Origin of the sequence: Sulfurovum lithotrophicum (genome assembly GCF_000987835.1) — a bacterium.
GTDB lineage: Bacteria > Campylobacterota > Campylobacteria > Campylobacterales > Sulfurovaceae > Sulfurovum > Sulfurovum lithotrophicum.
Genome location: NZ_CP011308.1, coordinates 2,126,157 through 2,150,244, shown reverse-complemented (window position 1 = coordinate 2,150,244; position 24,088 = coordinate 2,126,157). Strand labels below are relative to the sequence as shown.

Genomic DNA, 24,088 nt, shown 5'->3' with positions numbered 1-24,088 from the left:
AGATACTCCACTCCACATATCCTACACAAATAACAGTATAATATTCTTCCATAACCTCACACGCAAAGGATATACTTATGAAACATATATTTATCACCATCATATTTGCTGGAGGACTGCTTCTCTTTAGCGGTTGTCAGGAGAGCCAAAAAGAACATGATGCCAAAGTGGCACAGCAGGCAAGGGAAGAGTTGCTCAAAGAATTGAAAGCCAAAGAAGAAGCCCGGCAAAAAAAAGAGGCTGAGATTGAAAAAAAGAGCAAACTCTCACAGGTTGGGTTCAGAAAGACATCTGACGGAAAGATCATCATCGATATGAACAAGACCAAAAGCTATTTTCAAGGGCTTGCAAAACAAATGAAGGCAAAGGTCGAGGAGATGAATAAAGAACTTGAGAGTGGGAATATCGATGAGAAAGAGGCGGGTATTGAAGTCAATCAGACACACATCAATATTGACCTGAACAAAACCAAAAGTTTTCTTGACATTATGGGTAAAAAAATGCAAGGATACGTAAAAGAATTTGAAAGTGTCGTTCAGGAATTGAATGACACATCCGTAAAATCCAAATAATACACAAAGGGCATTGTATATGGTACAGATAGATATGAATTCTGATGAATTTCAGGCAGAACTTGAAAAAACATGGAATTTTGTAGAGAAAGTGAACAAACAGTTCGGTTTTGTGCAGAACCCCAATGAGGAAGTCAATGAGGGAGTTGCCATGGGCCTTGCCCGCAACAGACTTATCTATGGGAAACGCTACTGTCCCTGTTTTATGGTCATAGGCGAGACGAAAGAGGAGCAAAAAGCGGCAGACAACCGCATCTGCCCCTGCAAACCCGCTTTGGAAAAGGAGATCCCTGAAGACGGCCTCTGCCACTGCGGGATCTTCTGCACACCTGAATATGCGGAAGCAGAAAAGAAGAAGAATGAAATAGAAGAGATCGTTCACCAGCACTCTAAAGGTCTCACCAAAGAACAGGCAGAACAACTCCTAAAGGAAGAGCAGCTTGACGGTGATGAACTGGAGGCCCTTATCGAGGCACGCTCGCTGGGCATGGTAGACTTTATATTGATGGACGTTCGCGAATTCATGGAGTTCCAGATGGGACACATCGTCGGAACGGATGTACTGGTCCCGACCTCGCAGTTTTATGCCAAGATAGAGGAACACAGCGACAAGAAAAAGCATCCTGTCGTTGTTTACTGTCATACAGGAAGCAGAAGTTTCCAGGTACAGCATGCCATGAAATCACTGGGCTTCGAACATGTCAGTAACCTTCGTCCGGGTATCATTGGCTACACCGGAGAGATCCAAAAAGGATAACACTCAACGTCTCTGTGTCCAAGGAACAACATGTTTAACGTACATAACGTTACGGTGTGAGAGAGGGAACTACCGACATATTACGGTGCTTTGGTAGGTTTGGCCATGCCAAACGTTCAGGCAATGTCTGAATTAGGGTTATTAGAGGTGCCCTAATATGATTGTTGAAATGTAAAAAGATGTGATTAAATAGTGAAGGTCGTATTCAAGGCGGTGCCTTGAAATACTGAAGTGGGATTATACGAGTTCGATAATCGCCATTGGTGCAGAGTCGCCTTTTCTCATACGAGTTTTGATGATTCTTGTGTATCCACCGTTTCTATCTGCATACTTGGGTGCAATTTCATTTACGATAGTGTTTGTGCACTCTTTGTGCTGTAACATTGCGAAGATCGCTCTGTGTGCATTGAAGTCACCGGATGCTGCTTTTGTGATCAGCTTCTCATAATAACTTCTCAGTTCTTTTGCTTTTGGTAATGTAGTTTCGATTCTACCTTCTTTTGTCAAAGCAATAGAAAGGTTCTTCAGAAGTGCTGCTCTGTGAGCAGACGTTCTGTTTAACTTGCGGTAACCATGCTTATGTCTCATGTCTGTCCTTTATGTACTGTTACGCGAACAACTATGCTTTAAGTTGTTCTAATTTTTTGACAAGATTCGCTCTTGTACTCTCTTTGAGTTCAAATTCAGGGCCAAATCCGTGCTCTACGAGACACTCATTGATCTCATCAAGAGACTTTTTGCCGAGATTTTTAATGTTTTTGATCTCATTTTCACCCATCAATACCAATTCACCGAGATATTTGATACCGGCTCTGTCAAGCGAGTTGAATGATCTTGCACTTAGCCCAAGTGCATCTACCGCTGTGAGGAACGGTTTTAGTTCACTGTCATCATTCGTTCTCTTTGGCAAAGTTGTGCTGATATCTACATCCAGTACACCATTAAAGACAGAGAGTTGCTTGTTCATCACTTCCAATGCATTGGTAAATGCTTCAACAGGACCGATCTGCGCATCTGTTTCGATGTCAAATATGATCTTTTCGAAATTTGGATTGTCCTCTACAAGTACAGGCTCGATCTTGTAGTTTGCTTTTCTTACAGGTGTAAAAAAGGCATCCAGTGCAATGCTGTCTGCTTCGATATCATCTCTGAGGTCTTCACTCGGCACATAACCGATACCCTTGGCAACAACCATGGTGAAGTTCAGTTCCGCATCTTCATTCAGTGTCGCCAGAGGAAGGTCGCCGTTCACTACTTCAATCTGGTCGTTGTTCAGATCCTGTGCTGTAACTTCTTTATATCCTGAAAAACTGTATTTAAGTTCTACTCTGTCACTTCCGTCTTTAATTTTGAAACGGATGTTCTTGAGGTTGATGATAAATACAGCCACATCTTCGTGCATACCTCTTATATTGTCAAACTCGTGTGCAGCACCTTCGATCTTTACAGAGATCGGTGCATACCCGATGGAAGATCCAAGAATGAGTCTTCTCAACGGGTGGGCGAGTGTAACAGCATAGCCACTCTCAAAAGGATAGGCCACGATTTCGGCACGGTTAGCACTGATCTCGTTGACTTCTACCTCTGTTGGCATAAATGGTGCAACTTTAATTTTTCTCATTAACAGGCCTTTACTAAGATTATTTAGAATAAAGCTCGACGATTAGACGCTCTTCAACTGGGATTGCTATCTCTTCTCTTGCTGGAACTCTACTGAAGATCCCGAAGAGTTTCTCTTTGTCAACATCAACCCACTCGACCATACCGGTCTGGTTGGTCAATTCGATTGCTCTAAGGATCTGAGGGTTGGTTTTACTCTTTTCTCTGATCTCGATCTTCTGACCTGCTTTTACTCTGTAAGAAGGAATGTCAACTCTTTTACCGTCAACAAGTACATGTCCGTGGTTTACGAATTGTCTTGCAGATGCCCTTGTCGTTGCAAAACCCATTCTGTAAACGACGTTGTCAAGTCTCTGCTCAAGAAGTTGGATAAGGATAGCACCCGTATTCCCCTCTTTTGAGTTTGCTTCTTTGTAAAGTGATCTAAACTGTTTTTCAGAAACACCGTACATGAACTTTGCTTTTTGCTTTTCCTGAAGCTGAAGACCATATTCACTGATCTTTGTTCTTCTCTGCCCATGTTGTCCCGGAGCATATGGTCTTTTTTCCAATGCAGATTTACCAGCGAGTCTTCTCTCACCTTTCAAACCAAGATCAACACCAAGTCTTCTTTCAAGTCTTTCAACTGGACCTCTATATCTTGCCATGCTTATACCCTTCTCTTCTTAGGTGGTCTACAACCATTGTGTGGCAGCGGAGTGATGTCTTTAAGGAATGATACACGAATTCCTTCAGTTGCACCGATCGCTTTAACCGCTGTATCTCTACCGGAACCGGGACCCTGTACTTTGATCCCAACTTCTTTGATACCGTTCTCTTTCGCTTTAGCCATTGCATCTGCAACTGCTTCTGTTGCTGCAAAAGGAGTTGATTTCTTGGAACCTTTGAAACCAAGTGCTCCTGCAGAACTCCATGCGATAACATTTCCCATCTCGTCAGTCACTGTGATCACAGTGTTATTGAAAGTTGCAGCTACGTAAACTACACCTTTAGCAATACTTTTTTTTGCTTTTTTCTTAGCCATACTTTGCTACTCCTTACGCTGCGCCGACAGTTTTACGCTTACCTTTTCTGGTACGCGCGTTTGTCTTCGTTTTTTGACCACGACAAGGCAGTCCTCTTCTGTGTCTCAGACCTCTGTAAGATCCTAAATCCATAAGTGCTTTGATGTCAAGTGTTACTTTTTTTCTAAGGTCACCTTCCACCATAATGTTCTCTTGGATGTCATTACGGATCGTTGCCGCCTGAGCATCTGTAAGTTCATGGACTCTTGTATTGTAGTCAATACCTGTTCTGTCGAGGATCTTTCTTGACGTTGTCAATCCGATACCGTAGATATATGTCAATGCATACTCTATTCTTTTTTTCTGTGGTAAATCAACACCTGCTATACGTGCCATGTTTATCCTTGTCTCTGTTTATGTTTTGGATTTTTACAAATCACGCGTACGATACCCTTGCGCTTGATCACTTTGCAATCGTCACACATCTTCTTTACTGATGGTCTAACCTTCATTGGGTTTTCTCCTATATGATAACGTGTATAGAGCAAAGCCCTACACACTACGCTGACGCTAAGTCCGCTGCAATAGCGGGCCCGCGCGACTAGTCGCTTTTGTCTTTTGTTGCACCTTTAGTTGCGTGGATCATCGAGCTTGTCATGATCCAACCCTTGAGTAATCGGTGCGAATTAATCAAAGATTCTTCGCGCAGTTTCCTATACCTATAGTAATAGGGAGGAGGATTATACCGAAATGATTATTAATGTTTTCTTATATTGAAAGAGTGTATGAAAAATAGGGGGAAGGTGTAGGGTGCTGTGTCCCCACAGCACCAAATTTTTTATTTGTATCTGAAAGTGATACGCCCTTTGTCAAGGCTGTAAGGCGTAAGTTCGACCTTCACCTTGTCACCCGGAAGGATCTTGATATAGTGCATTCTCATTTTGCCTGCAATGTGACAAAGAACGATATGCCCATTGTCCAACTCTACTCTGAAGGTTGCATTTGGCAATGCTTCAACCACTTTGCCATCAATCTCTATTACGTCATCTTTTGCCATTTTGAATTCCTTGTTTTTCTACGTTACTTCGCTTCTGTTAGTATGACAGCTTTGCCGTCGACCACCGCTACCTGATGTTCATAATGACTGGTTCGAAGACCATCTTCACTCACAACTGACCACTGGTCTTCAAGCAGTACGGGTGTACCGCTCTTCTGACATACCATGGGTTCAAGACAGAAGACCATTCCATTCTTGATCTTGGGCCCCTGATTGGGTTTACCCTCTAGATAGTTTGGAATATTGGGTTCGTCATGAGGTTTGGTCCCGATACCATGACCACAATAGTCACGTAACGGTACAAAGCCAGCCTCGGTAATGTAGTCCTCAAGTATTTTTGTCAGTTCCTTGAAACGCATTCCTGGTTTAATCGACTCGATCGCATGGTAGAGTGCCCCTTTGGAACACGCGATGAGTGCTTCATCTTCTGCAGAGACTTTTCCAACGGCTATTGTGATTGCGGCATCACCGAAATATCCATCGAGTTTCGTACCGATGTCAAGTCCGAGAATATCACCTTCTTTAATAACCGTATCATTTGGGACGCCATGAATACATACTTCATTCAAAGAGGTACATACAGAACCGCTAAAACCGTAGAGACCTTTAAATGAGGGAATAGCACCATGTTCACGGATAAAGGTTTCACCCAAAGTATCGATCTCTTTGAGTGTCATGCCCGGTTTGATGATGCTTTGGAGATATTGGAGTGTTTTGCCAACGATCTCGCCGGCTTTTTGAAGCTTGGCAATCTCGTCGGGTTTTCGTAGTGCAATAGCCATTATAGACCTACATTCCCTAATGTATCATATTGGTTCATGGTTCTTTGTGCTTCGATCTTTCTCATAGTGTCAAGTGCGACCTGTACGATAATAAGTACAGAGACCCCACCGAAGTAGAAGCTCGCACCCATACCCGAAATGATCGCAAACGGTACCGTTGAGATGATCGCCAGATAGATAGCACCTGATCCTGTTAGTCTGCTTGCCACTTCATTGAGGAACTCTTTGGTATGCTCACCTGGTCTGACACCGGGAATGAAACCACCCTGTCTTTTGAGGTTGTCTGCAATATCTTTCGCATTGAATGCAATCGATGCATAGAAAAAGGCAAAGAAGACAACAAGAACGAAAGTCGCTATGTTAAATACGAGTCCTCCCGGTGCCAAAGCATCCGCAATAGCGGTCAGCCACTTATTGGAGCTTGCCTGGAGTACGGTAAGAGGGAACATGAGCACTGCCGATGCAAAGATAGGAGGAATCACCCCTGAAAGGTTCACTTTGACAGGGATGTAGTTCATCACTCTCTTTGTCTGATTTTGCATAATAGTCTTTCTCGAGTAGGAGATAGGAACCCTTCTCTCACCAAGCTCAACATAGATAATGACAAATACCGTAAGTAGCATTACTGCCAAAATAGCTATGATCAACAAGAAGTTCATCTCACCGGCATTCACCGCTCTGATCGTATTGGAGATCGCGGCAGGAAGACCTGAAACGATCCCGGCAAAGATGATCAGCGAGATACCGTTACCGATACCTTTTTGAGTGATCTGCTCACCGATCCACATCAAGAGCATTGTACCTGTCAGCATAGAGAATGTCGCCAAAACGGTAAATGTTACAGGATCAATCATGACTGCACTCTGTCCCGCAGAACCTGTCATACTCTGAAGACCCATAGATACACCGATAGCCTGAACTACAGTAATAAAAATAGTGAAATAACGAATGATCTGCATATATTTCTGCATGCCGTCACGTTCTTTTTTCATTTGACCAAGTGTTGGGAAAGTTGCTGCAAGAAGTTCCATAACAATGGAAGCTGTGATGTAAGGCATAATACCTAGGGAGATAATACTTAAACGCTGAACGGCACCGCCAGAGAACATATTTGCCATTCCCAAAGCGTTGCCTGAGTTGTTGTCAAAGAAATCTTTGATAACGCCCAGGTCAACACCTGGAGTTGGAATATAGGCTAAAACTCTGTACGCAAAAAGGAATCCTAATGTAATGAGGATTTTTTGAGTTAAAGCGTTACCCATCTTATTTTCCGCTTGTAGTAACAGCGTCGTCTTTGATCTTTGCTGCAAGCTCTTTTGCAGAAGCTCCGATCAATTTAACTCTTTTCACTGTTTTTTGCAATTTATGAACAGATGCAATACTCTCAAGAGTGATCTCGTCCAATTCAGCGATCGCTTTGATCTTTTCAACATTGATCACATACGGTTTCTCAACTTTGGAAGTGAAACCGACTTTAGGCAATCTTTTGTAAAGTGGCATTTGACCACCCTCGAAACCTCTTTTTTTACTGTAACCAGATCTTGCTTTCTGACCTTTGTTACCGCGTCCAGCTGTTTTACCTGTTCCTGAACCCTGACCACGACCTACTCTTTTTCTGTTACGAGTTGATCCCGGAGCAGGTTGTAAATTATGTAAACCCATATTTTACCCCTTACGCTTTGATTCTGGTAAGTGCTTGAATCGTTGCTCTTACCAGGTTATTTGGGTTGTTAGAACCGATAGACTTGCTCAGTACATCTTGAATACCCGCAAGTTCGAGTACTGGTCTGGCAGCACCACCGGCAATAACACCTGTACCTTCACTCGCCGGTCTAAGCACGATTCTACTTGCGTTGAATTTGTGCTCGATGTCGTGAGCGATAGTGGTACCCTTGATGTTGACTTTCACAAGGTTCTTGTGTGCATCATCAACCGCTTTTTTGATCGCATCAGGAACCTCTTTGGCTTTACCAAATCCGTACCCTACTGTACCTTTCCTGTCACCAATGACAACAAGTGCAGTAAATCTGAATCTTCTACCACCCTTTACAACCTTGGTAACACGACCGATATTTACGATCACTTCTTCAAATTCTTTTTCGATTTCTTCGTTATGATTGTTCTTTTGCATCATGCTTCCTTAAAACTTGATTCCGGCTTCTCTAAGCGCATCAGCAAATGATGCGACAACACCGTGGTATAAGTAACCATTTCTGTCGAAAACAACAGTTTCAATGTTTGCAGAAGCAAGGTTTTTAGCCATCTCGGCAGCTACTTTTTTAACATCTTCCTGGTTTGCACCAAGACCGAGTTTTCTACCGTCTGCCGATGCAAGTGTCGCACCGGCATTGTCATCGATAGCCTGAGCATAGAAATGCTTGTTTGACTTGTAAACAGTCAGTCTTGGAAGTTCGGCAGTTCCGAAGATCTTCCCTTTGACTCTGGCTTTTCTCTGAGCGCGGAGTTTATTTTTTCTTTTTTGAATACTTTTTAACATTTATCCGCTCCTTACTTACCAGCTGCTTTACCAGCTTTTCTGATGATAACTTCATCTGTGTACTTCACGCCTTTACCTTTGTATGGCTCAGGTGGTCTGTATGCTCTGATCTCAGCTGCAGCCTGACCGACTGCCTGCTTGTCAGTACCACTTACTGTAATGATATTCTTATCCACTTTGATATCGAGTCCCTCTGGGATCTCGAAGTTTACATCGTGAGAGAAACCAAGCTGTAGTTTCAGTGTTTTACCTTCAACTGCCGCTCTGTAACCAACACCGTTGATCTCCAAAGATTTACTGTAACCTTTGTCAAGTCCGACCATAATGTTGTTGAACAATGCTCTGTATGTTCCCCAGAACGCTGCGTCCTGCTTCTCATCACCCACTCTTGTAAAGGTCACTTCTGAACCATCAATGTTGATGCCTACTCTTCCGTGAGTCTCAAGTCTTTTTTCAAGATTGCCTTTTTTAGCCACGAGAGTCGTACCGTCGAGTGATACTTCAATACCACTTGGAACAGTTACTGGTCTTTTTCCTATTCTTGACATCTTGTCTCCTTACCAAATACTACAGATTACTTCGCCGCCGATTCCACGTTTATACGCTTCATCGTTTGCGAGTACACCCTGGCTTGTTGAAACAACCAGCGTACCGTAACCATTTTTAAATGTTCTAATCTCATCTTTACCCTGGTGAACACGACGTCCGGGCTTGGAGATCTTCTTTATCTCATTGATAACGCTTTTTTCATCATCATCATATTTAAGAACCACTTTAATTGTCTTCTTGTTTCCGTCTTCTTTCACTTTATAGCTCTCAAGGTACCCTTTGTCTACGAAAATCGCAACTGTAGCCTCAATTGTATTTGAGTGAAGAAGTGTTGTTACATCCAGTCTTCTTTGCGCAGCATTTCTTATACGAGTAAGAGAGTCTGCAATTATATCTGTCATCATCTTTTTCTTCTCCTTACCAGCTTGCTTTACGCATACCAGGAATTAGACCTTCATTGGCCATTTTTCTTAAACACACACGGCAAAGACCGAAGTCTCTGTATACTGAGTGAGGTCTACCGCAAATGTTACATCTTGTATACGCCTGAGTAGAGAACTTTGCTTTTCTCTTCTGTTTTGCGATCATTGATTTCTTAGCCATTAGTTTCTCCCTTTAGCGAAAGGCATACCAAGCTTTTCCAAAAGCGTGAATGCTTGTTTGTCATCTTCAGTACTGGTCACGATAGTGATGTTCATACCGTGGGTCTTGATGATCTTGTCAAACTCAACTTCCGGGAACATCAACTGTTCTTGAAGACCGAAATTGTAGTTACCGCGTCCGTCAAAACCTTTTCTAGGCGTACCTCTAAAATCTTTCACTCTTGGAAGAGCGATAGATACGAGTTTGTCAAAGAAGTTATACATATTGTCACCTCTAAGTGTCACTCTGATACCGGATGGGGCACCTTCTCTTGCTTTAAAACCTGCAACAGATTTCTTGGCATTGACAATAACCGCTTTTTGACCGGCGATCAGTGAGATCGTATCTGCCATGTTCGCGATGAGTTTGGAGTCTCTTCCCTCTTCACCGGCACCGACGGAGATAACGATCTTCTCAAGCTTCGGAGTCTGCATCGTGTTCTCTACACCGCACTCTTCTCTAAGTGCAGGAACGATGTCATTGTACTTTTGCTTCATTCTACTCATAAGATTATGCCTCTACTTTTTTTACGTTCGAGATGTGGATAGGCATTTCAACGTTTGCAAATCCACCCTCTTTGTTCTGCTCGCTTGGTTTCATGGCTTTTTTGGCCATTTTACAACCTGCAACGATTACTGCTTCTTTTTTAGGAAGAACCTGGAGAACCTCTCCCGTCTTACCTTTGTCATCACCAGCGATAACCATTACCTGGTCACCTTTTTTGATCTTGAACTTAGTTGCCATTACCATACCTCCGGTGCAAGGGATACAATTTTCATGAATCCTGCATATCTTGTTTCACGACTTACAGGGCCGAAGATACGAGTACCTATAGGCTCTTTCTTGTCATCAATGATCACTGCAGCATTGTCGTCAAATCTGATAAGTGAACCATTTTCTCTCTGGATCTCTTTCTTTGTTCTAACGACGACTGCTTTGACAACCTTACCTTTTTTCACTTTTCCAGTAGGAAGCGCTTTTTTGACTGAGGCAACGATTACGTCACCTACAGATGCGTATCTTCTTTTGGATCCGCCAAGAACCTTGATACACATGATCTCTTTTGCACCAGAGTTGTCTGCTACATTTAATCTAGTAAATCCCTGGATCATTACACTTCTCCTCTCTTCACGATTTCAAGAAGCCTGAAACTTTTTGTTTTAGAAAGCGGTCTACACTCAATGGCAGTCACCGTATCTCCTACATTGATCTCATTCTTCTCATCATGGATAAGATATTTCTTAAATCTTTTTACTGTTTTGTGATATCTTGGGTGAAGGACTCTTCTCTCAACCAATACAGTTGCAGTTTTGTCCCCAGCCTTTTTAATCACGGTACCTGTTATTTGTCTTTTTGGCATAAATGACCCCTTACTTCGCTCTAGCAGCAGTCAATGCTGTCTGGATTCTAGCGATATCTTTTTTCGCTACTCTCAACTCTGAAGTGTTTGTTAGCTGCATAGTCTTCTGCTTTGCATTCAACGTGAACAATTCAAGTTTTTTCTCTTTAAGCATTGCAAGCAATTCTGCTTCGCTTTTATCTTTTAAATCAATATAGTTCATGACTATCCTTTGCAGTGATGATTTTACACTTAAATGGCATTTTATGGATCGCCAGTGTGAGTGCTGCTCTTGCAAGCTCTTCGTCAACACCTGCCATTTCGAAGATGATTCTTCCCGGCTTGATATTCATAACCCATTTATCAACAGCACCTTTACCTTTACCCATTCTTGTTTCAAGAGGCTTGGCAGTCAAAGGCTTGTCAGGGAAAACTCTGATCCAGGTCTTACCTGTTCTGTTGATCTTTCTTGTCATTGTAATACGTGCTGCTTCGATCTGGCGAGAATCAATTCTGCCCGCTTCAACCGCTTTGATAGCGATATCGCCGAACTCGATCTTGTTTCCTCTGAAAGACTTACCGCGGTTACGGCCTTTCTGCTGCTTTCTCCATTTCGTTCTTTTAGGCATTAACATTGTTATTCACCTCTCTTTCTGGATGGTCTGCGACCACCTTTTTTCTCTTCCGCCGGCTCAGCCTGGATTCCTTTAGCGAGAACTTCACCTTTAAATATCCAAACTTTAATACCGATGATTCCGTAAGTTGTTTGAGCTTCTGCAAAACCGTAATCGATCTTTGCTCTAAGTGTATGCAAAGGGACTCTTCCCTCAAGGTACCACTCGGTTCTTGCCATTTCAGCACCACCCAGTCTACCGGATACGGAAATCTTGATCCCTTTTGCGCCGGACTTCAGTGCACCCTGGATCACTTTTTTCATTGCACGTCTGAAGGCAACACGTCTTTCGAGCTGTGTTGCAACATTTTCAGCTGCCAACTGGCCTGACGCCTGAGGACGTTTCTCTTCTTTGATGTTGATAGCAACATCTTTGCCAAGCATCTTGACCAGTGTTGTTTTCAACTTCTCAATATCAGCACCTTTTTTCCCGATGATGATACCGGGACGTGCAGTGATAATGTTGATTCTCAGTTTTTTTACCGTTCTTTCAATGATGATGTTAGAAACACCCGCATAGAAAAGCTCTTTTTTCAGGAACTTTCTGATCTTGTAATCTTCAGCGATAAAATCAGCAGTTCTCTCTTTTGCCGGAAACCATCTTGACTCCCAGTTTCTGTTGATCCCAAGTCTAAGACCTATCGGATTGACTTTTTGACCCATATTATGCGTCCTCCCCATCTTTTTTAGCTGGACTAACTTCTACCAGGATGTGTGCCGTTGGTTTAATGATTCTTGATGCAGTACCTCTTGCTCTTGGTCTCCATCTTTTCATTACCGCTGCTTTGTCAACTCTACAAGAAGTGATTTCAACTTCTTCAGGTTCAAAATCACCGTTCGCAACCGCTGATGCGATCACTTTAGAGATGATGCCCGCTGCTTTGTTAGGCATGAATTCAAGAGATGCCAATGCAAGCTCTGCATTCATTCCCTGAACTTCTCTGGCGATAAGTCTAGCTTTAGTAGGAGAGACTCTTACAAATTTCAATAATGCTCTACTCATAATTAACCTACCTTCTTCTGAACAGAACCTTTGTGGCCCTTGAACGTTCTTGTTGGTGCGAATTCACCCAGTTTGTAACCTACGTGGTTCTCGGTAATGAACACAGGGATGAATTGTCTACCGTTGTGAACATTGATTGTCAAACCGATGAATTCAGGGAAGATCACAGATCTTCTTGACCATGTTTTGATCGGTTTTTTATCTCCAGCTTCTTTAGCTGCTAACACTTTTTTCATTAGGTGACCATCGATGAATGGACCTTTTTTTGTCGATCTTGCCATATCTTAGCCCCTTACTTTTTTCTTTTAGAGATAATTAATTTATCACTAGCTTTTTTCTTACGAGTCTTGTAACCCTTAGTTGGCATACCCCAAGGAGATACCGGATGACGACCTGAGTTTGTCTTACCTTCACCACCACCGTGTGGGTGATCTATCGGGTTCATTGCAGAACCACGTGTCTGAGGTCTGATACCGAGGTGTCTGCTTCTACCGGCTTTACCGATCACGATGTTTGAGAAGTCTTCGTTCCCAACAGTACCGATCGTTGCCAGACATTCACCAAGAACGTATCTCATTTCACCAGATGGAAGTCTAAGGGAAACGTATTTGCCGTCTCTACCCATGATCTGTGCGTAACCACCTGCAGAACGTGCGATCTGACCGCCATGTCCCGGGCTAAGCTCAATGTTGTGTACCAGGGTACCAACAGGGATGTTCTTCAATTTCATCGTGTTACCGGTCTTGATATCTAGACCAGACTCCGCTGACATGATCTTGTCACCGACGTTCAGACCTTTTGGCTGAAGAATGTATCTTCTGTCACCGTCAACATAATTGACAAGACAGATTCTACAGTTTCTGTACGGATCGTATTCGATCGTTGCTACAGTACCTTCGATACCAAATTTGTTTCTTTTGAAGTCGATGATTCTGTAAAGTTTCTTCGCACCTGCTTCTCTGTGACGAGAAGTGATTCTACCGTTACTGTTTCTACCTGCAGATCTTGGAAGATTCTTCAGTAGAGCTCTAACACTTGCTTTGGCAGTGATATCACCACTGTCAAGGTTAGTCATATAACGACGGGAAGGTGTGGTTGGTTTATATGTTTTAATTGCCATCTTCTATCCTTATACCGCTAAGCTTTCGATTTTTGCATCTTCCGGAAGCTTGACATAGAACTTTTTCAAGTCTGGTCTTTTCCCTTCGATACCTTTAAATCTTTTCACTTTACCGTTGACTCTCATGGAGTTAACTCTAAGTGGAGTGATCCCGAAGAACTCTTTGAAAACTTCTTTAAGACCATTTTTAGTCATTCTTGGAGTTGTTTGAACTACGATGACACCTTCTTCTTGAAGAGCCAAGCTCTTCTCTGTATACATAATTGATTTAATATCTGTAATATCTGCCATCTTAAGCCTCTTCTGTCAATTTATCAAATACTGCTTTTTCGATCACTACCGAGTGATATGCAGCTGCAAGATAAGCATTAAGCTCATTTGCTTCAACAAGATATGCATTTTGAAGATTTCTGAATGCCAAGAATGTTTTGTCATCGATCATCTCTTTTACTACAAGCACATCTCTCTGCTCAAGACCGTTCACGAATGCCAGAGCATCTTTTGTCTTACCGGATTCGATAGCGACATTGTCTACAACGAAAAGTCTTTCGTTTGCAGCCAATTCAGCCAATGCGTGATACAGTGCAAGTTTCTTCTGCTTCTTGTTCACTTTCTGATCATAGTTCTTGTTAGTACTTGGTCCGAATGCCACACCACCGCCAACGAAGATCGGTGATCTCAGTGAACCGGCACGCGCACGTCCGCCACCTTTCTGAGCCCATGGCTTCTTACCGCCACCACTTACTGCTGATCTGTTCTTAGTCTGAGCCGTATTTGCTCTGAGACCAGATGCATACGCTTTACAGTAAAGGTAAAGGTTATGAGGGTGAACTTCCAAAAATGCTTTTGGCAGATCTGTTGTTTTAATTACTGTTGTTTTCATTATTTAACTATCCTTACCAATCCTCTGGCACCGTTGTGACCAGGAATTGAACCTTTTAATACTAAGATGCCGTTCTCGGCATCGAATGACACAACGTCATTTTTAACTGTAACTTTAGTGTTACCGTACTGTCCAGGCATTTTCTTACCTTTCTGTACACGTCCAGGCCACTCAGCGTTACCGATAGAACCGATTCTTCTACCAAATCTGTGTCCGTGTGAACCAGGTCCGCCACCAAAGTTGTGACGCTTCATACCACCGGAAAAACCTCTACCCTTGGTATTGAGTGATGTTTTTACTACAGCTGCTTCAGCCAATGCTGCTGGGTTGAGATCACCCGCTTCAGTACCTTCAGCCACTTCGATGGTCATGAACTTGTTGAACTCTTTGGAAACACCGAATTTAGTCTGCTGACCTTCAATGCTCTTGTTGAGTTTCTTGCTTGAGTTATACGCTACAAGTGCTTTTCCGTCTTCTTTCACTTCGCAAACTTTCGTATCAACGACTTTAAGAAGTGTAACTGGAACACTTGGTACATCAACAGTTCTGCTCATACCAATTTTTTCTACGATAAATTCCATTCTCTACTCCTACTTGTCCATTGATCTGATTTCAACTTCGATTTCAGGCGCAAGATCCAACTTCATCAGTGAATCGATTGTGTCTGAAGTTGCCGAAACGATATCGATCATTCTTCCGTGAATTCTGATCTCAAACTGCTCACGCGCATCTTTGTTTACGTGAGGTGATTTAAGAACAGTATAACGCTTCATCTTAGTTGGCATTGGAATCGGCCCTCTAATCTCAGCACCTGTACGTTTAACTGCATCAACGATAGCAGCAACTGATCTGTCTAACACTCTGTGATCGTAAGCTTTAAGCTTTAATCTAATTTTTTCCATATTTACCCTTTAAAGAACTCGTTAGCATGGCAAAGCCAAGGTGCCTAAAACACAGGGTTTGGACCCTCTAACATAAATTTAGGAACGCGAATTATATCCAAACTTTTTGAAAGGTGCAATGGTTTTAACAGCAAAAACGGTACAATATGAAAATTTATTTCCTTACTAAAAGGAAAGTTTGGAGATTATTCAATGGATCTGCTGGAACATTATCATGAACATCCACCCGTAAACGATCATTACATATTGAGAAAGACCGAGATCCCCCCTGCGGGGAATATCAATCTTCACGGAGCGAGGGGAAGCGGCAAAACGGCATTGGTACTTGACTACCTGAAGCAACAGGATGAAGCGACACTCTACATCGACCTCGAAGATCCCAATCTTATCCTCAACACCCTCGATACGCTTCCCCTGCAGGCATACATGGAAGAGTATCATATCAAAGAGCTGATACTGGATCATTATGAGGAGGGGATGCTTGAAATGTTTCCCTCCGTGGAGCGGCTCATTATCATAAGCCGAATTCCTTTAAAGGACGAAAGGTTTACCACGGTACAGCTCTTCCCTCTGGATTATGAGGAGTTCTTCGCCTTTGAGAATGCGAGTTCGGATACTGTGGCATTCAACCATTTTCTCAAAGCCGGCACCCTCCCTGCTATGGCAAAACATACCAAAAACACTACGCTCTTTATGAAACAGTTCTTCCAGCAGCAGTTCAGTCCCAACGAACAGTCCCTTATCCTCATTCTCGCACGCTACAACACACAGCCCATGACCACGCATCAGATATACAGTTTTACCAAAGAGCACTTCAGGATTTCCAAAGATTTTGTCTACAGTACCATCAAACACTTTCAGGAAGAGGGACTGCTCTATTTCATTGACAATGCTATCAAGCGAAGCGGAAAGAAGATGATCATGTACGACTTCGCTTTTGTCAAGTACCTCACCGCCCAGCAGTCTTTCGGTAACCAGTTCGATAGCATGATCGCCCTTACGCTTATAAAGCACGGCATCCAATTTAAAACATTGGGCGTACATGGGTATGTCACTGAAGAACATGAACTTATTATCCCTGCTCCTTTTGAGAGTGAAGAAAGTCTCTGGGTAAAATCGCAGAACAAGTTTTCCATTTATAAAAAACACGGTATCCGGAAGATCACCATTGTCACGGTAGCCAACAGCTATACCTTTGACATTGAAAAGCTCCATTTTGAAGCGTTGCCGTTCAATGAGTGGAGTATTGCTCATACAGAAAAAGACGCGTAGGGTGGGTTTACCCACCATGAATAAATCCATTTTCTCATGGACACATCAAACTTTTTGGTGGATAAATCCACCTTGCATTAACCTCGATTAATGGTTCTTTTGCTATAATTCGCGTGCCTCTTTTCAGACCTGTGCAACGGGACTGAGGGACAACGGGTCAGGACGGGAACGTAGCAGCCCACCCCTCTTTCTCGTGTGCCGCAGCCATCTGGGGAGAGGTCTTATAGACCGTAGAGAGGTGGCCGAGTGGTCGAAGGCGCACGACTGGAACTCGTGTATGGGGCAACTCATCGAGGGTTCGAATCCCTTCCTCTCTGCCATAAATACTACTAAAATATTCCCCTAAATCTTTTATACAATTACTTCGATCCTGCATATTAGCGTTTTCTTTTATCTAATCATATATATGCTATATTTTATGAAAACAGAAGGAGGATCAGATGAAATGTCATAGGTTTTCACTAGCTGCTGTAGTGACTATCACTCTTTTTTCACTTCTAGGCAGTTCTGTTTCGTGCTTGGGTTCTAGAGTAGACAGCAGGCATGAGGCAGATCGTACAAATTTCAGTTCCTCAGTATTGCCGGGTAGTCCTGTACGCAAAACTATTCTTGATGCATTGCGAAAGAAGATGAAAGAATTACAGGGCACAGAAATGGTCTTTATCGTAAAATACATGAAAGTGAAGAATGGATGGTCCTGGGTCCATACGATTCCACAGTCTCGGGACGGCAAGAGCCATTATGAAGATATCTCTGCATTGATGTATCGAAAAGATGGTATATGGAAGGTCGCAGAGCTAGCATACACTGAAGAAGAAAATCCGGAATGTATCGGCGACCCTTCCTATTTTACAAAGCTCAAGGAACGGTTCCCAAAAGTTCCCGCAGAGATATTGCCGGGAAAATGACCGAACATCCGAAAAAAAATGAAAATGCTATACTGACGTAATAAAAGAGCGAAAAAGAGGGAGGGGAATGATGGGTAAAGTTATCTCAATTTTAATGGTGTGGTCAGTCATAGCTTTTTCCGGCACTCTGGATGAAGCCTTTAAAGCCCACAACAGCGGAGACTACACAAGAGCCACTGAGCTCTTCGAAAAAGCATGCGGACAGGATATTGCGCCAGGGTGCTTTAACCTCGGGATCATGTATTACAAAGGCAGGGGTATTCAAAAGGATTATGCCAAGTCCGCCGAATTCCTTGAAAAGACATGTGCGCTGGGAGGTAAAGTTGGATGTTATATCCTCGGGACAATGTACACAAACGGGGAGGGGATCAAAAAAGACTTCACTCAGGCCAAAGTATTTTTTAAAAAGGCCTGCGAACTAGGTCTTCGGGATGGATGTAAAAATTACAAGACCCTTAAGCAGAGATAAATACGGATTTCGGTTTTAAGCAAGAATAGAGTATTGCTCATTTTGATTATACGGCTTTACCATAAATATAGATAGTCCCCGTTAGTCAAATCTCTTTCTTTTTACTTATGATCAATTCTCGGTGCGATTCTCAACATTGCTTTTGATCCTATCCCATTTATATATGATATAATTTTTATATTATTTGTATAGGAGGATATGAAATGGATAACAATCACTCAGAGGGACACGACGGTGATCTCTATGCCTGGAACCAAAGGAAAGCTGCTTCAGAGCTAGCTTCATCAGAGGGCAGCATGGATGAAGACCGAAAAGAGATGATCCGACGTGCACTTGATTTTGACATTATGGATGTTCGGACTTACAGAGGATACAAGGGAGATTTGTTGCTTGAAATTATTACAATGCATCCCGAGGAGATAGAGTCACTGAAAAAAATAGCAGAGAAACTCGGGTTTGAGACAGTGACAAAAAAGGACATTATAGATGAATATAAGCTTTTTTGTATCTCGCCGGCTACTGATATTTATGAATTAAAAACTGATGCTTGAGTTCCTCTAAGTAGTTGGGGTAATGGTCCGGCAGCATATCATAACAGTCCCTCATCCGAAAAACTGTAATATCCCTGTCTGGAAAGTATGACATGGTCGAGTAACTCTATGCCGACCAATCTGGAGACCTCCTTGAGCCTTTGCGTGATCTGTATGTCAGCCCTGCTGGCTTCGAGTGTACCGGAGGGATGGTTATGGGCAATAATGATACCCGCGGCCCTGTCAGAAATAGCATCGGCAAACACTTCTCTGGGATGGACGATACTTTGGTTCAGTGTACCGATGAAGACAGTTCTCGTGTTGATAATATGTGAAGCGCCGTCAAGAGTGATAGTAAGAAAATACTCTTGGGTTTTGGTGCTGAACTGTTTAAGCTCATCATAGACATCCCGTGCAGAACAGATACGTTTGTGGGAATGGATGAGATAGCGTTTGCTCAATTCGATGGCAGCAAGTATCTGAGAAGCTTTGGCTATACCCAGGCCATGAATATCACATAGTTTATCAAGGGAAAGCTTGTCAAAATTGTCATCCATTATGGAGACGATCTCTTTAGCCAACTTTCTAACATCTTTCCCCTGCACACCGGAACCGAGCAGTACGGCTAAAAGCTCATCGTTCTTCAGCACCTGTACACCTCGGGAAGCCAGTTTTTCTCTGGGTTTGTCATTTTTATGTAATTGTCTGAGTGTTTTCATTCTATGAGTATAGAATGGTTTTGAAAAGAGATGTTAAAAAATGTCAAATTGACATTTTATTCAGGGGTTCAATTCCTTCCCACCGCAAGATCCGTGATCCTGTATCCCTTTTTCCAGTATGCTCGTACCGTACTTCTGAAAGTACGGTAATCATGTTTCCTGATATAGAGTTCTTCCGGGGATGTTTTACGCTTGACATAGAGCGCGAACCACCTGTTTGAGCCATGCTCAAGGTTTCCGATCCGGTAGCCTCTCTTCCATTCCCCGTCAATCTGGTTAGTCAATGCTTCCCATGTTTCGCTAAAAGTATAATGTGATGCTAGGTATCCGGAGTGTTGTGCAAAAATGGCGACCCACAATCCTTCTGCCGCTTCCATATCTATGAGGTCAAAGCCCTTCTTCTTCTGCCTCTTGATGATCTTTTCCATCTCCTCAAGTTCACGGGTAACACGTATCTTGCTGTTTTTCAAAGTGCCTCCGTTGTCAAGAACGGCGACCCATTCACCTACGCCGTTCTCCACATTGACGACTTCATATCCTTTTCGGAAAAAACGCAGCACCTCCCTTTTAAATACATCTATCTGTCTGTGATGAATATATATCTGCTTGCCTACACGTGTATCTTTGCTCAAAACAACAGTCCATCGTCGCGGAGAATGGAAAAAGTTGGTAATTCTGTACCCATCTCTCCATGCATTGCGCACAGATTTTTCCAAGTGTCCAAGCTTTGCTTTTGACAGTAGTATCTGCTCACTATACCTTGTTTCTTTATCCAGCACGCCTACATAAAAGAGTTCCGCAGAAGCTAGTAGAGGCAAAAAAAGAGATAGAAGTATAATATGTCGTATAGATTTCATTGCGGTCTCCAACAGTTGGTTAGCTGTATCATACCATACAAACAGGGAAAATATTGATAACACTAAGAAGAAAAAGAAGCGTCTGACTATTTTACCAGTGCCTTCATGGCATCTTCCTGCTCTTTGTTCCGCCTGTTGCTTTCTGCCACGGCAGCTTTTGCATCATCCATCGCGTTTACACGGCTGTCCATATAGGTATCGACAGGATTTTTGAATGTCTCTATTTTTCTCTCTGGGCTCTCATTACCGCAGGCGGTCAAAAGAAAAAGGGCTGTCAGTGTTAGGCTTAGCTGCGTGATGCTTCTCATTTGCCGCCTTTAATTTGATCTGGAAACTTCTTTTACCCGTCCCATACGTTTTTTGGGCATGGTAAAAGTGGCTTTTTTGTGTCCTTCGCAGGACTCTTCTATGATCTTGTCATACAGATAGATATCGTTCTTGAAATAGGCCAGTCCGTCTTCTACGAAAACAGTGAAGTAGAGTATATGTACGGGAATGGCATTTTTCAGCCTGATGGTTTTTGGTTTGTCAGTCGCGATAATTGCTTCGATGTCTGCTTTGGTGTAGGTACCTTTGGCATGTATGAGCAGAATGTCCATCAGGTCAAATGGTTTGTCAACACGCATACATCCCGAACTGTAAATCTTGTAGCGTCTTGTCAAGAGGCTTTTGTTGTCAGTATCGTGAAGATAGACGGAATATTTGTTCGGGAACATGAATTTGACACGCCCCAGCGCATTGGTATCTCCAGGGTACTGAACGAAGCGATAGGGTACCTTTTTGTCACTGTGTTCGTAGGGGTCAAGCATCTCCTGGGTAATATTGATTTCCTTATTGCCTGAAAAGACGTGAATGTTGTTCTCTTCTAGATAGGCAGGGTTCTCACGGAATACATGAATGAGGTCCCGCTTGATAAGGTTGTCCGGGATCGTCCAGGTAGGGTTAATGACCATATACTCTATTTTGTCACTGAAAATTGGGGTAGGCCGGTCAATACGTCCTACAACAACCCCCGTTTTAAATATCATCTCATCATCCCTGTAGTAGCGTAGGTTGAAGTCAGGCACATTGACAGCGACATATTCATTTTCAAAATGTTTGGGGTAGAGCTTGGTCTTGTCCAGGTTTACAATGATCGCCCGGATATTGTTTTTGACAGGCTGATTAAGGTAATACATCGTTGTTTTGTCAACCTGCCCGGTTATTTTCAGCAGGTACCGTTTCTGGTAGGTTTTGACTGCCTCTTCCAGCTTTCGGTCAAATTTCCAGTCAACAGGGGCACTTTTGGGGTAATCTCCGGAGATCTGCAAACGTCTTTTAACCTCCTTGGCACGGGGACTCCAATCGCCGATCTTTAAGGGGGTGTTGCTGTATTTTATTTTTGGAAAAGTGTTCATAACACGGTAGTTTTCAAGCAATTTGACCAGCCGTCTGTACTCCTTTTCCATGGGGAGCAGAGAATCGAGGTAGGACCGTATATTTCCGATGAAAACTGCTTGAGCCAATGATTCTTCGTCCGGGAAAGACTTTGGGGATATCTCCCAGTCTGCACGGATATCGTCACTCTCCCGGAGCGCTTTGAACTTTTGCTGTACCAGAGCCCAGTCTACATCGCCCTGCACGATGAAGCGTACCAGATGTATGAAGGCAGAGCTCAGCACGATATCAAGACGGGCATAGACTGCTGCCTTTTTGGCAGCAGAATATTGGTTGTTGTCCAGCATATAGGTCAGTTTTTTGATCGCTTTCTGGTTAAAAGGTTTGTTCTTGTAATTGTAGAGCGGATCATTCAGGGACTGAATGAGCTGGCTCATCTTCTGCTTGTTAGTGGAGCCTATCCATAAAGGTTTGTTGCCTGTCCTGGCATAAAGGTTCTGTACGATGGCTTTGTTCTCTCCATGGAGCTTGGTCTGAAGGTCGTTCTGTATGTTGGAGGAGATGGTCTCGACAGAGAGTGTTTGGGGGAAAAGGGGTTTATGGAAAAAAAGGAAAAAGAGTAAAAAAAGCGTAAAGCGCAAAGCGTGCTCCTGTTATAAATCTGAATAGCAAGTATTATAGTCAAATAGATTAAATAAAAGATGGAAGATCTGCAGAAAAAAATGGAAGAAAAAAATACCAAGCCCGAAAGCTTGGTAAAAAAGGTGTTTCTTAGAAGTTGTAAGTTACACCAAAGTTGACAGTATCAATGGTAAGATCTTCACCATCATTTGTATCATCATACAGGCTTACATAATCAACAAATACCGCTACATTTTCTGTCACGTCATACGAAGCACCAAGTCCCCACTGGAAACCGTCTGTATCGTAATCTGGTCCTGAACCACCGATTTCCGGATCGGTATCGCCGTATCCGAGCAATGCATAGATGTCAAGCTCATTGGTAACAGGGTACATTGGTTTTACATAGATACCCCATGAGTCTGCGGAAAAGTCTTCACCCGAATTATCCCAGTCGTTCCCACTGGTCCACCAGTATCTACCCTCTACGGCGATATATGGATTAAACTTGTATCCTGCCTGCAACATAAAGGAGTCAAAGTTTTCATCATGACTGTATCCTGCATCTGAGACATCCATGTCACCATATCCATAGGCACCACCAATATAGAAGTTGCCGGTTGACTCAACTACCGGTGCTTCAACTACTGGCTCTACCGGAGCGATATCCCCACCCGCTACTGCGAATGTACCTATTGCAAAAATTGCTGCCAAAGAAAGATTTAACTTTTTCATTTTTATTCCTTTAGAATATTTTTTAGTTACAATAAAATTATATCTCTTTATATTAACGAATGTCAAGTCTTTTAACAAAATAATAACAATTTCATTATTTTTCTATTAATTTTATCATATTTGTTAAGGTATCCATAAGAATACGATACATTCTAAAAGAGAATTAGCGATCAACTATATTCCGATACTCTTTATCGATCAGCTTGAGGTATTTGATTGGTGTGACCTCCTTCATTGCCTGTGCAAGCCACTGTATCTGGAACCATGCTGCACCCGAATCTCTCAGGTCAAAGTAGTTCTTGAGACTGCGTATATTGAAAGTGACCACCATATCGACCTTCCAGTTGTCCGAGACAATGTGCTTGAACTTGTCTCCGACATTTCGTTTTTTCTTGCCCTTTTGCAGCAGCTCAAAAAGCTTCTTTGCATCTCCCTCATAATCCTTAATATAATGCAAGGAGGATTTAGCAACGGCAGAGTCTATGAATGCATCATCTCTTTCGTACTGGAACATCAGCTTGTCGAAGATGGTACGGATCTCTATGGTAAGGTACTCCTCATCGCTGATGACAAAGAGTTTGAGTGCAAGTAGTTTTTCCAAAAAGAAAGCAAAAGGGTCCTCGTTCTCGATCGAAGCGACGAATGCATTGATGATGGAAGACATCGTGTAGCGTGTACTGCGAACAGAGATGGCCTGCAGCCTGTGCCTTGCATGCTCCTGAAGTACCCCTCTTGATGTTCCCTGAATGAGGTAACTCAGTGTAGCATGCTCTATGATGGAGTGATGGTGATGCACCCAGGCAAGGTTCTTCAGCAGGTCGGAGTCGTCTATGCTGTTGACGGCATCTCTGTCAAGATGTTCCATGGCATGTTTGACAGACGCGTTCTCCGAGTTCTCAAAACTGTCATAACAGGTCCTTGCCGCTATTTCCGCAACCCCGAGACCGGACTCCTGCAATAAGGTCACCTTCGGTTTCTCATACGCCAACTGATACATCTTCTCTCCCGATCCATAATTTCTTGAAAAGATTATAGCGAAATATAGTTTGTATCTTTAAAAAAATATTGTGCTCTATTGTTATATATAATGTAAGCAAAGAAAAAAAACAAAAAAAAACACAAATATTTCGCAAAAACCCTTGACAAGGAAGGGATTCGGTGCTATAATACGCGTCCAACAACACATGGAGAGCTAGCGAG

General features: G+C 42.8%; 41 protein-coding genes, 1 tRNA gene and 1 other RNA gene. 8 read left to right on the top strand and 35 right to left on the bottom strand.

The annotated features are described in order from the left end of the window. The first annotated feature begins 77 nt into the window (after positions 1-77). Both YH65_RS10705 and YH65_RS10700 read left to right on the top strand, forming a co-directional pair. Complete coding sequence (locus YH65_RS10705) at positions 78-572, top strand: hypothetical protein (protein ID WP_046551854.1); 495 nt, start codon at positions 78-80, stop codon at positions 570-572. 19 nt (positions 573-591) lie between these two features. Continuing rightward, positions 592-1,329 (top strand): ferredoxin-thioredoxin reductase catalytic domain-containing protein, encoded by a 738-nt coding sequence (locus tag YH65_RS10700; RefSeq protein ID WP_046551853.1) that lies wholly within the window; start codon positions 592-594, stop codon positions 1,327-1,329. Between the two features lie 237 nt (positions 1,330-1,566). Here YH65_RS10700 and rplQ read toward each other — a convergent pair whose 3' ends face one another. The 29 genes from rplQ to rpsJ form a co-directional block, all read right to left on the bottom strand. After that, on the bottom strand, positions 1,567-1,917 hold the full coding sequence (rplQ, locus tag YH65_RS10695) for a 50S ribosomal protein L17 (RefSeq protein ID WP_046551852.1): 351 nt from the start codon (positions 1,915-1,917) through the stop codon (positions 1,567-1,569). A gap of 31 nt (positions 1,918-1,948) precedes the next feature. After that, positions 1,949-2,950: a DNA-directed RNA polymerase subunit alpha gene (locus YH65_RS10690; protein ID WP_046551851.1), complete on the bottom strand. Its 1,002-nt coding sequence runs from the start codon at positions 2,948-2,950 to the stop codon at positions 1,949-1,951. Positions 2,951-2,969: 19 nt separating this feature from the next. Further along, on the bottom strand, positions 2,970-3,596 hold the full coding sequence (rpsD, locus tag YH65_RS10685; protein WP_046551850.1) for a 30S ribosomal protein S4: 627 nt from the start codon (positions 3,594-3,596) through the stop codon (positions 2,970-2,972). A 2-nt stretch (positions 3,597-3,598) separates the two neighbouring features. Then, the gene (gene rpsK, locus YH65_RS10680; protein WP_046551849.1) at positions 3,599-3,973 is read right to left on the bottom strand and encodes a 30S ribosomal protein S11; all 375 of its coding nucleotides are present in this window, start codon (positions 3,971-3,973) and stop codon (positions 3,599-3,601) included. A 13-nt stretch (positions 3,974-3,986) separates the two neighbouring features. Continuing rightward, positions 3,987-4,349 carry a 30S ribosomal protein S13 gene (gene rpsM / locus YH65_RS10675; RefSeq protein ID WP_046551848.1) on the bottom strand — a complete coding sequence of 121 codons (363 nt, stop codon included), beginning with the start codon at positions 4,347-4,349 and terminating at the stop codon, positions 3,987-3,989. A 2-nt stretch (positions 4,350-4,351) separates the two neighbouring features. After that, positions 4,352-4,465: a 50S ribosomal protein L36 gene (rpmJ, locus tag YH65_RS10670; protein WP_008244830.1), complete on the bottom strand. Its 114-nt coding sequence runs from the start codon at positions 4,463-4,465 to the stop codon at positions 4,352-4,354. 326 nt (positions 4,466-4,791) lie between these two features. After that, positions 4,792-5,010: a translation initiation factor IF-1 gene (infA, locus tag YH65_RS10665; RefSeq protein ID WP_008244832.1), complete on the bottom strand. Its 219-nt coding sequence runs from the start codon at positions 5,008-5,010 to the stop codon at positions 4,792-4,794. Between the two features lie 23 nt (positions 5,011-5,033). Next, the gene (gene map, locus YH65_RS10660; RefSeq protein WP_046551847.1) at positions 5,034-5,792 is read right to left on the bottom strand and encodes a type I methionyl aminopeptidase; all 759 of its coding nucleotides are present in this window, start codon (positions 5,790-5,792) and stop codon (positions 5,034-5,036) included. Further along, positions 5,792-7,054, bottom strand: a complete 1,263-nt coding sequence (gene secY, locus YH65_RS10655) for a preprotein translocase subunit SecY (RefSeq protein WP_046551846.1) — start codon at positions 7,052-7,054, stop codon at positions 5,792-5,794. Before secY ends, map begins: the two co-directional genes overlap by 1 nt. A gap of 1 nt (position 7,055) precedes the next feature. After that, complete coding sequence (gene rplO, locus YH65_RS10650; RefSeq protein ID WP_046551845.1) at positions 7,056-7,454, bottom strand: 50S ribosomal protein L15; 399 nt, start codon at positions 7,452-7,454, stop codon at positions 7,056-7,058. A 10-nt stretch (positions 7,455-7,464) separates the two neighbouring features. Then, a complete protein-coding gene (rpsE, locus tag YH65_RS10645) occupies positions 7,465-7,923 on the bottom strand; it encodes a 30S ribosomal protein S5 (RefSeq protein ID WP_012084115.1) in 459 nt (152 codons plus the stop codon). Positions 7,924-7,932: 9 nt separating this feature from the next. Next, on the bottom strand, positions 7,933-8,289 hold the full coding sequence (gene rplR, locus YH65_RS10640) for a 50S ribosomal protein L18 (RefSeq protein WP_046551844.1): 357 nt from the start codon (positions 8,287-8,289) through the stop codon (positions 7,933-7,935). A gap of 11 nt (positions 8,290-8,300) precedes the next feature. Further along, positions 8,301-8,837, bottom strand: coding sequence for a 50S ribosomal protein L6 (rplF, locus tag YH65_RS10635; RefSeq protein ID WP_012084113.1), 537 nt, complete (start codon positions 8,835-8,837; stop codon positions 8,301-8,303). Positions 8,838-8,846: 9 nt separating this feature from the next. Then, on the bottom strand, positions 8,847-9,242 hold the full coding sequence (gene rpsH, locus YH65_RS10630; RefSeq protein WP_046551843.1) for a 30S ribosomal protein S8: 396 nt from the start codon (positions 9,240-9,242) through the stop codon (positions 8,847-8,849). 13 nt (positions 9,243-9,255) lie between these two features. Beyond that, entirely contained in the window at positions 9,256-9,441 is a 186-nt protein-coding gene (locus YH65_RS10625; RefSeq protein WP_046551842.1) for a type Z 30S ribosomal protein S14, read from the bottom strand. After that, the gene (gene rplE, locus YH65_RS10620) at positions 9,441-9,986 is read right to left on the bottom strand and encodes a 50S ribosomal protein L5 (RefSeq protein ID WP_046551841.1); all 546 of its coding nucleotides are present in this window, start codon (positions 9,984-9,986) and stop codon (positions 9,441-9,443) included. Before rplE ends, YH65_RS10625 begins: the two co-directional genes overlap by 1 nt. A gap of 4 nt (positions 9,987-9,990) precedes the next feature. After that, positions 9,991-10,224: a 50S ribosomal protein L24 gene (rplX, locus tag YH65_RS10615; RefSeq protein ID WP_046551840.1), complete on the bottom strand. Its 234-nt coding sequence runs from the start codon at positions 10,222-10,224 to the stop codon at positions 9,991-9,993. Beyond that, positions 10,224-10,592 (bottom strand): 50S ribosomal protein L14, encoded by a 369-nt coding sequence (gene rplN, locus YH65_RS10610; protein WP_012084107.1) that lies wholly within the window; start codon positions 10,590-10,592, stop codon positions 10,224-10,226. The genes rplX and rplN overlap by 1 nt, the downstream gene beginning before the upstream one ends. Continuing rightward, positions 10,592-10,840 (bottom strand): 30S ribosomal protein S17, encoded by a 249-nt coding sequence (gene rpsQ, locus YH65_RS10605; protein ID WP_012084105.1) that lies wholly within the window; start codon positions 10,838-10,840, stop codon positions 10,592-10,594. The genes rplN and rpsQ overlap by 1 nt, the downstream gene beginning before the upstream one ends. A 10-nt stretch (positions 10,841-10,850) precedes the next feature. Next, complete coding sequence (rpmC, locus tag YH65_RS10600) at positions 10,851-11,042, bottom strand: 50S ribosomal protein L29 (protein ID WP_012084104.1); 192 nt, start codon at positions 11,040-11,042, stop codon at positions 10,851-10,853. Further along, positions 11,029-11,454 carry a 50S ribosomal protein L16 gene (rplP, locus tag YH65_RS10595; protein ID WP_046551839.1) on the bottom strand — a complete coding sequence of 142 codons (426 nt, stop codon included), beginning with the start codon at positions 11,452-11,454 and terminating at the stop codon, positions 11,029-11,031. The genes rpmC and rplP overlap by 14 nt, the downstream gene beginning before the upstream one ends. Before the next feature lie 2 nt (positions 11,455-11,456). Then, a complete protein-coding gene (gene rpsC / locus YH65_RS10590) occupies positions 11,457-12,155 on the bottom strand; it encodes a 30S ribosomal protein S3 (RefSeq protein ID WP_046551838.1) in 699 nt (232 codons plus the stop codon). A 1-nt stretch (position 12,156) separates the two neighbouring features. Continuing rightward, positions 12,157-12,495 (bottom strand): 50S ribosomal protein L22, encoded by a 339-nt coding sequence (gene rplV, locus YH65_RS10585; protein WP_046551837.1) that lies wholly within the window; start codon positions 12,493-12,495, stop codon positions 12,157-12,159. Between the two features lie 2 nt (positions 12,496-12,497). Then, complete coding sequence (gene rpsS / locus YH65_RS10580) at positions 12,498-12,776, bottom strand: 30S ribosomal protein S19 (RefSeq protein ID WP_012084100.1); 279 nt, start codon at positions 12,774-12,776, stop codon at positions 12,498-12,500. A gap of 11 nt (positions 12,777-12,787) precedes the next feature. After that, the gene (rplB, locus tag YH65_RS10575) at positions 12,788-13,615 is read right to left on the bottom strand and encodes a 50S ribosomal protein L2 (RefSeq protein WP_012084099.1); all 828 of its coding nucleotides are present in this window, start codon (positions 13,613-13,615) and stop codon (positions 12,788-12,790) included. Positions 13,616-13,624: 9 nt separating this feature from the next. Then, positions 13,625-13,906 carry a 50S ribosomal protein L23 gene (locus YH65_RS10570; RefSeq protein WP_012084098.1) on the bottom strand — a complete coding sequence of 94 codons (282 nt, stop codon included), beginning with the start codon at positions 13,904-13,906 and terminating at the stop codon, positions 13,625-13,627. A 1-nt stretch (position 13,907) separates the two neighbouring features. After that, positions 13,908-14,498 (bottom strand): 50S ribosomal protein L4, encoded by a 591-nt coding sequence (gene rplD, locus YH65_RS10565; RefSeq protein ID WP_012084097.1) that lies wholly within the window; start codon positions 14,496-14,498, stop codon positions 13,908-13,910. After that, positions 14,498-15,079, bottom strand: coding sequence for a 50S ribosomal protein L3 (gene rplC / locus YH65_RS10560; protein ID WP_046551836.1), 582 nt, complete (start codon positions 15,077-15,079; stop codon positions 14,498-14,500). The genes rplD and rplC overlap by 1 nt, the downstream gene beginning before the upstream one ends. Before the next feature lie 9 nt (positions 15,080-15,088). After that, the gene (gene rpsJ / locus YH65_RS10555) at positions 15,089-15,400 is read right to left on the bottom strand and encodes a 30S ribosomal protein S10 (RefSeq protein WP_012084095.1); all 312 of its coding nucleotides are present in this window, start codon (positions 15,398-15,400) and stop codon (positions 15,089-15,091) included. 192 nt (positions 15,401-15,592) lie between these two features. On the opposite strand from rpsJ, the gene YH65_RS10550 reads away from it, so the two are divergent. From YH65_RS10550 to YH65_RS10530, 6 genes are all read left to right on the top strand, one after another. Then, complete coding sequence (locus YH65_RS10550) at positions 15,593-16,672, top strand: AAA family ATPase (protein ID WP_046551835.1); 1,080 nt, start codon at positions 15,593-15,595, stop codon at positions 16,670-16,672. A gap of 120 nt (positions 16,673-16,792) precedes the next feature. Next, positions 16,793-16,890: signal recognition particle sRNA small type (gene ffs, locus YH65_RS11435), an RNA gene on the top strand. 14 nt (positions 16,891-16,904) lie between these two features. Beyond that, positions 16,905-16,992, top strand: a tRNA-Ser gene (locus tag YH65_RS10545). Positions 16,993-17,112: 120 nt separating this feature from the next. Further along, positions 17,113-17,580: a hypothetical protein gene (locus YH65_RS10540; protein ID WP_223156729.1), complete on the top strand. Its 468-nt coding sequence runs from the start codon at positions 17,113-17,115 to the stop codon at positions 17,578-17,580. A gap of 67 nt (positions 17,581-17,647) precedes the next feature. Further along, positions 17,648-18,049, top strand: a complete 402-nt coding sequence (locus YH65_RS10535) for a tetratricopeptide repeat protein (RefSeq protein WP_052746184.1) — start codon at positions 17,648-17,650, stop codon at positions 18,047-18,049. 203 nt (positions 18,050-18,252) lie between these two features. Beyond that, on the top strand, positions 18,253-18,600 hold the full coding sequence (locus tag YH65_RS10530; RefSeq protein WP_046551834.1) for a hypothetical protein: 348 nt from the start codon (positions 18,253-18,255) through the stop codon (positions 18,598-18,600). Positions 18,601-18,638: 38 nt separating this feature from the next. Here the strand turns inward: YH65_RS10530 and radC are convergent, their stop codons facing one another. The 6 genes from radC to YH65_RS10500 form a co-directional block, all read right to left on the bottom strand. Beyond that, positions 18,639-19,298, bottom strand: coding sequence for a RadC family protein (radC, locus tag YH65_RS10525; RefSeq protein WP_046551833.1), 660 nt, complete (start codon positions 19,296-19,298; stop codon positions 18,639-18,641). Positions 19,299-19,366: 68 nt separating this feature from the next. Then, positions 19,367-20,155 carry a DUF7477 domain-containing protein gene (locus YH65_RS10520; RefSeq protein ID WP_046551832.1) on the bottom strand — a complete coding sequence of 263 codons (789 nt, stop codon included), beginning with the start codon at positions 20,153-20,155 and terminating at the stop codon, positions 19,367-19,369. An 86-nt stretch (positions 20,156-20,241) separates the two neighbouring features. After that, entirely contained in the window at positions 20,242-20,463 is a 222-nt protein-coding gene (locus tag YH65_RS10515; RefSeq protein WP_046551831.1) for a hypothetical protein, read from the bottom strand. Between the two features lie 9 nt (positions 20,464-20,472). Next, positions 20,473-22,173 carry a L,D-transpeptidase family protein gene (locus YH65_RS10510; protein ID WP_046551830.1) on the bottom strand — a complete coding sequence of 567 codons (1,701 nt, stop codon included), beginning with the start codon at positions 22,171-22,173 and terminating at the stop codon, positions 20,473-20,475. A 130-nt stretch (positions 22,174-22,303) separates the two neighbouring features. Continuing rightward, a complete protein-coding gene (locus YH65_RS11350) occupies positions 22,304-22,888 on the bottom strand; it encodes a porin family protein (RefSeq protein WP_052746183.1) in 585 nt (194 codons plus the stop codon). Between the two features lie 163 nt (positions 22,889-23,051). Continuing rightward, positions 23,052-23,885, bottom strand: coding sequence for an FAD-dependent thymidylate synthase (locus tag YH65_RS10500; protein WP_046551829.1), 834 nt, complete (start codon positions 23,883-23,885; stop codon positions 23,052-23,054). Between the last annotated feature and the right edge of the window lie 203 nt (positions 23,886-24,088).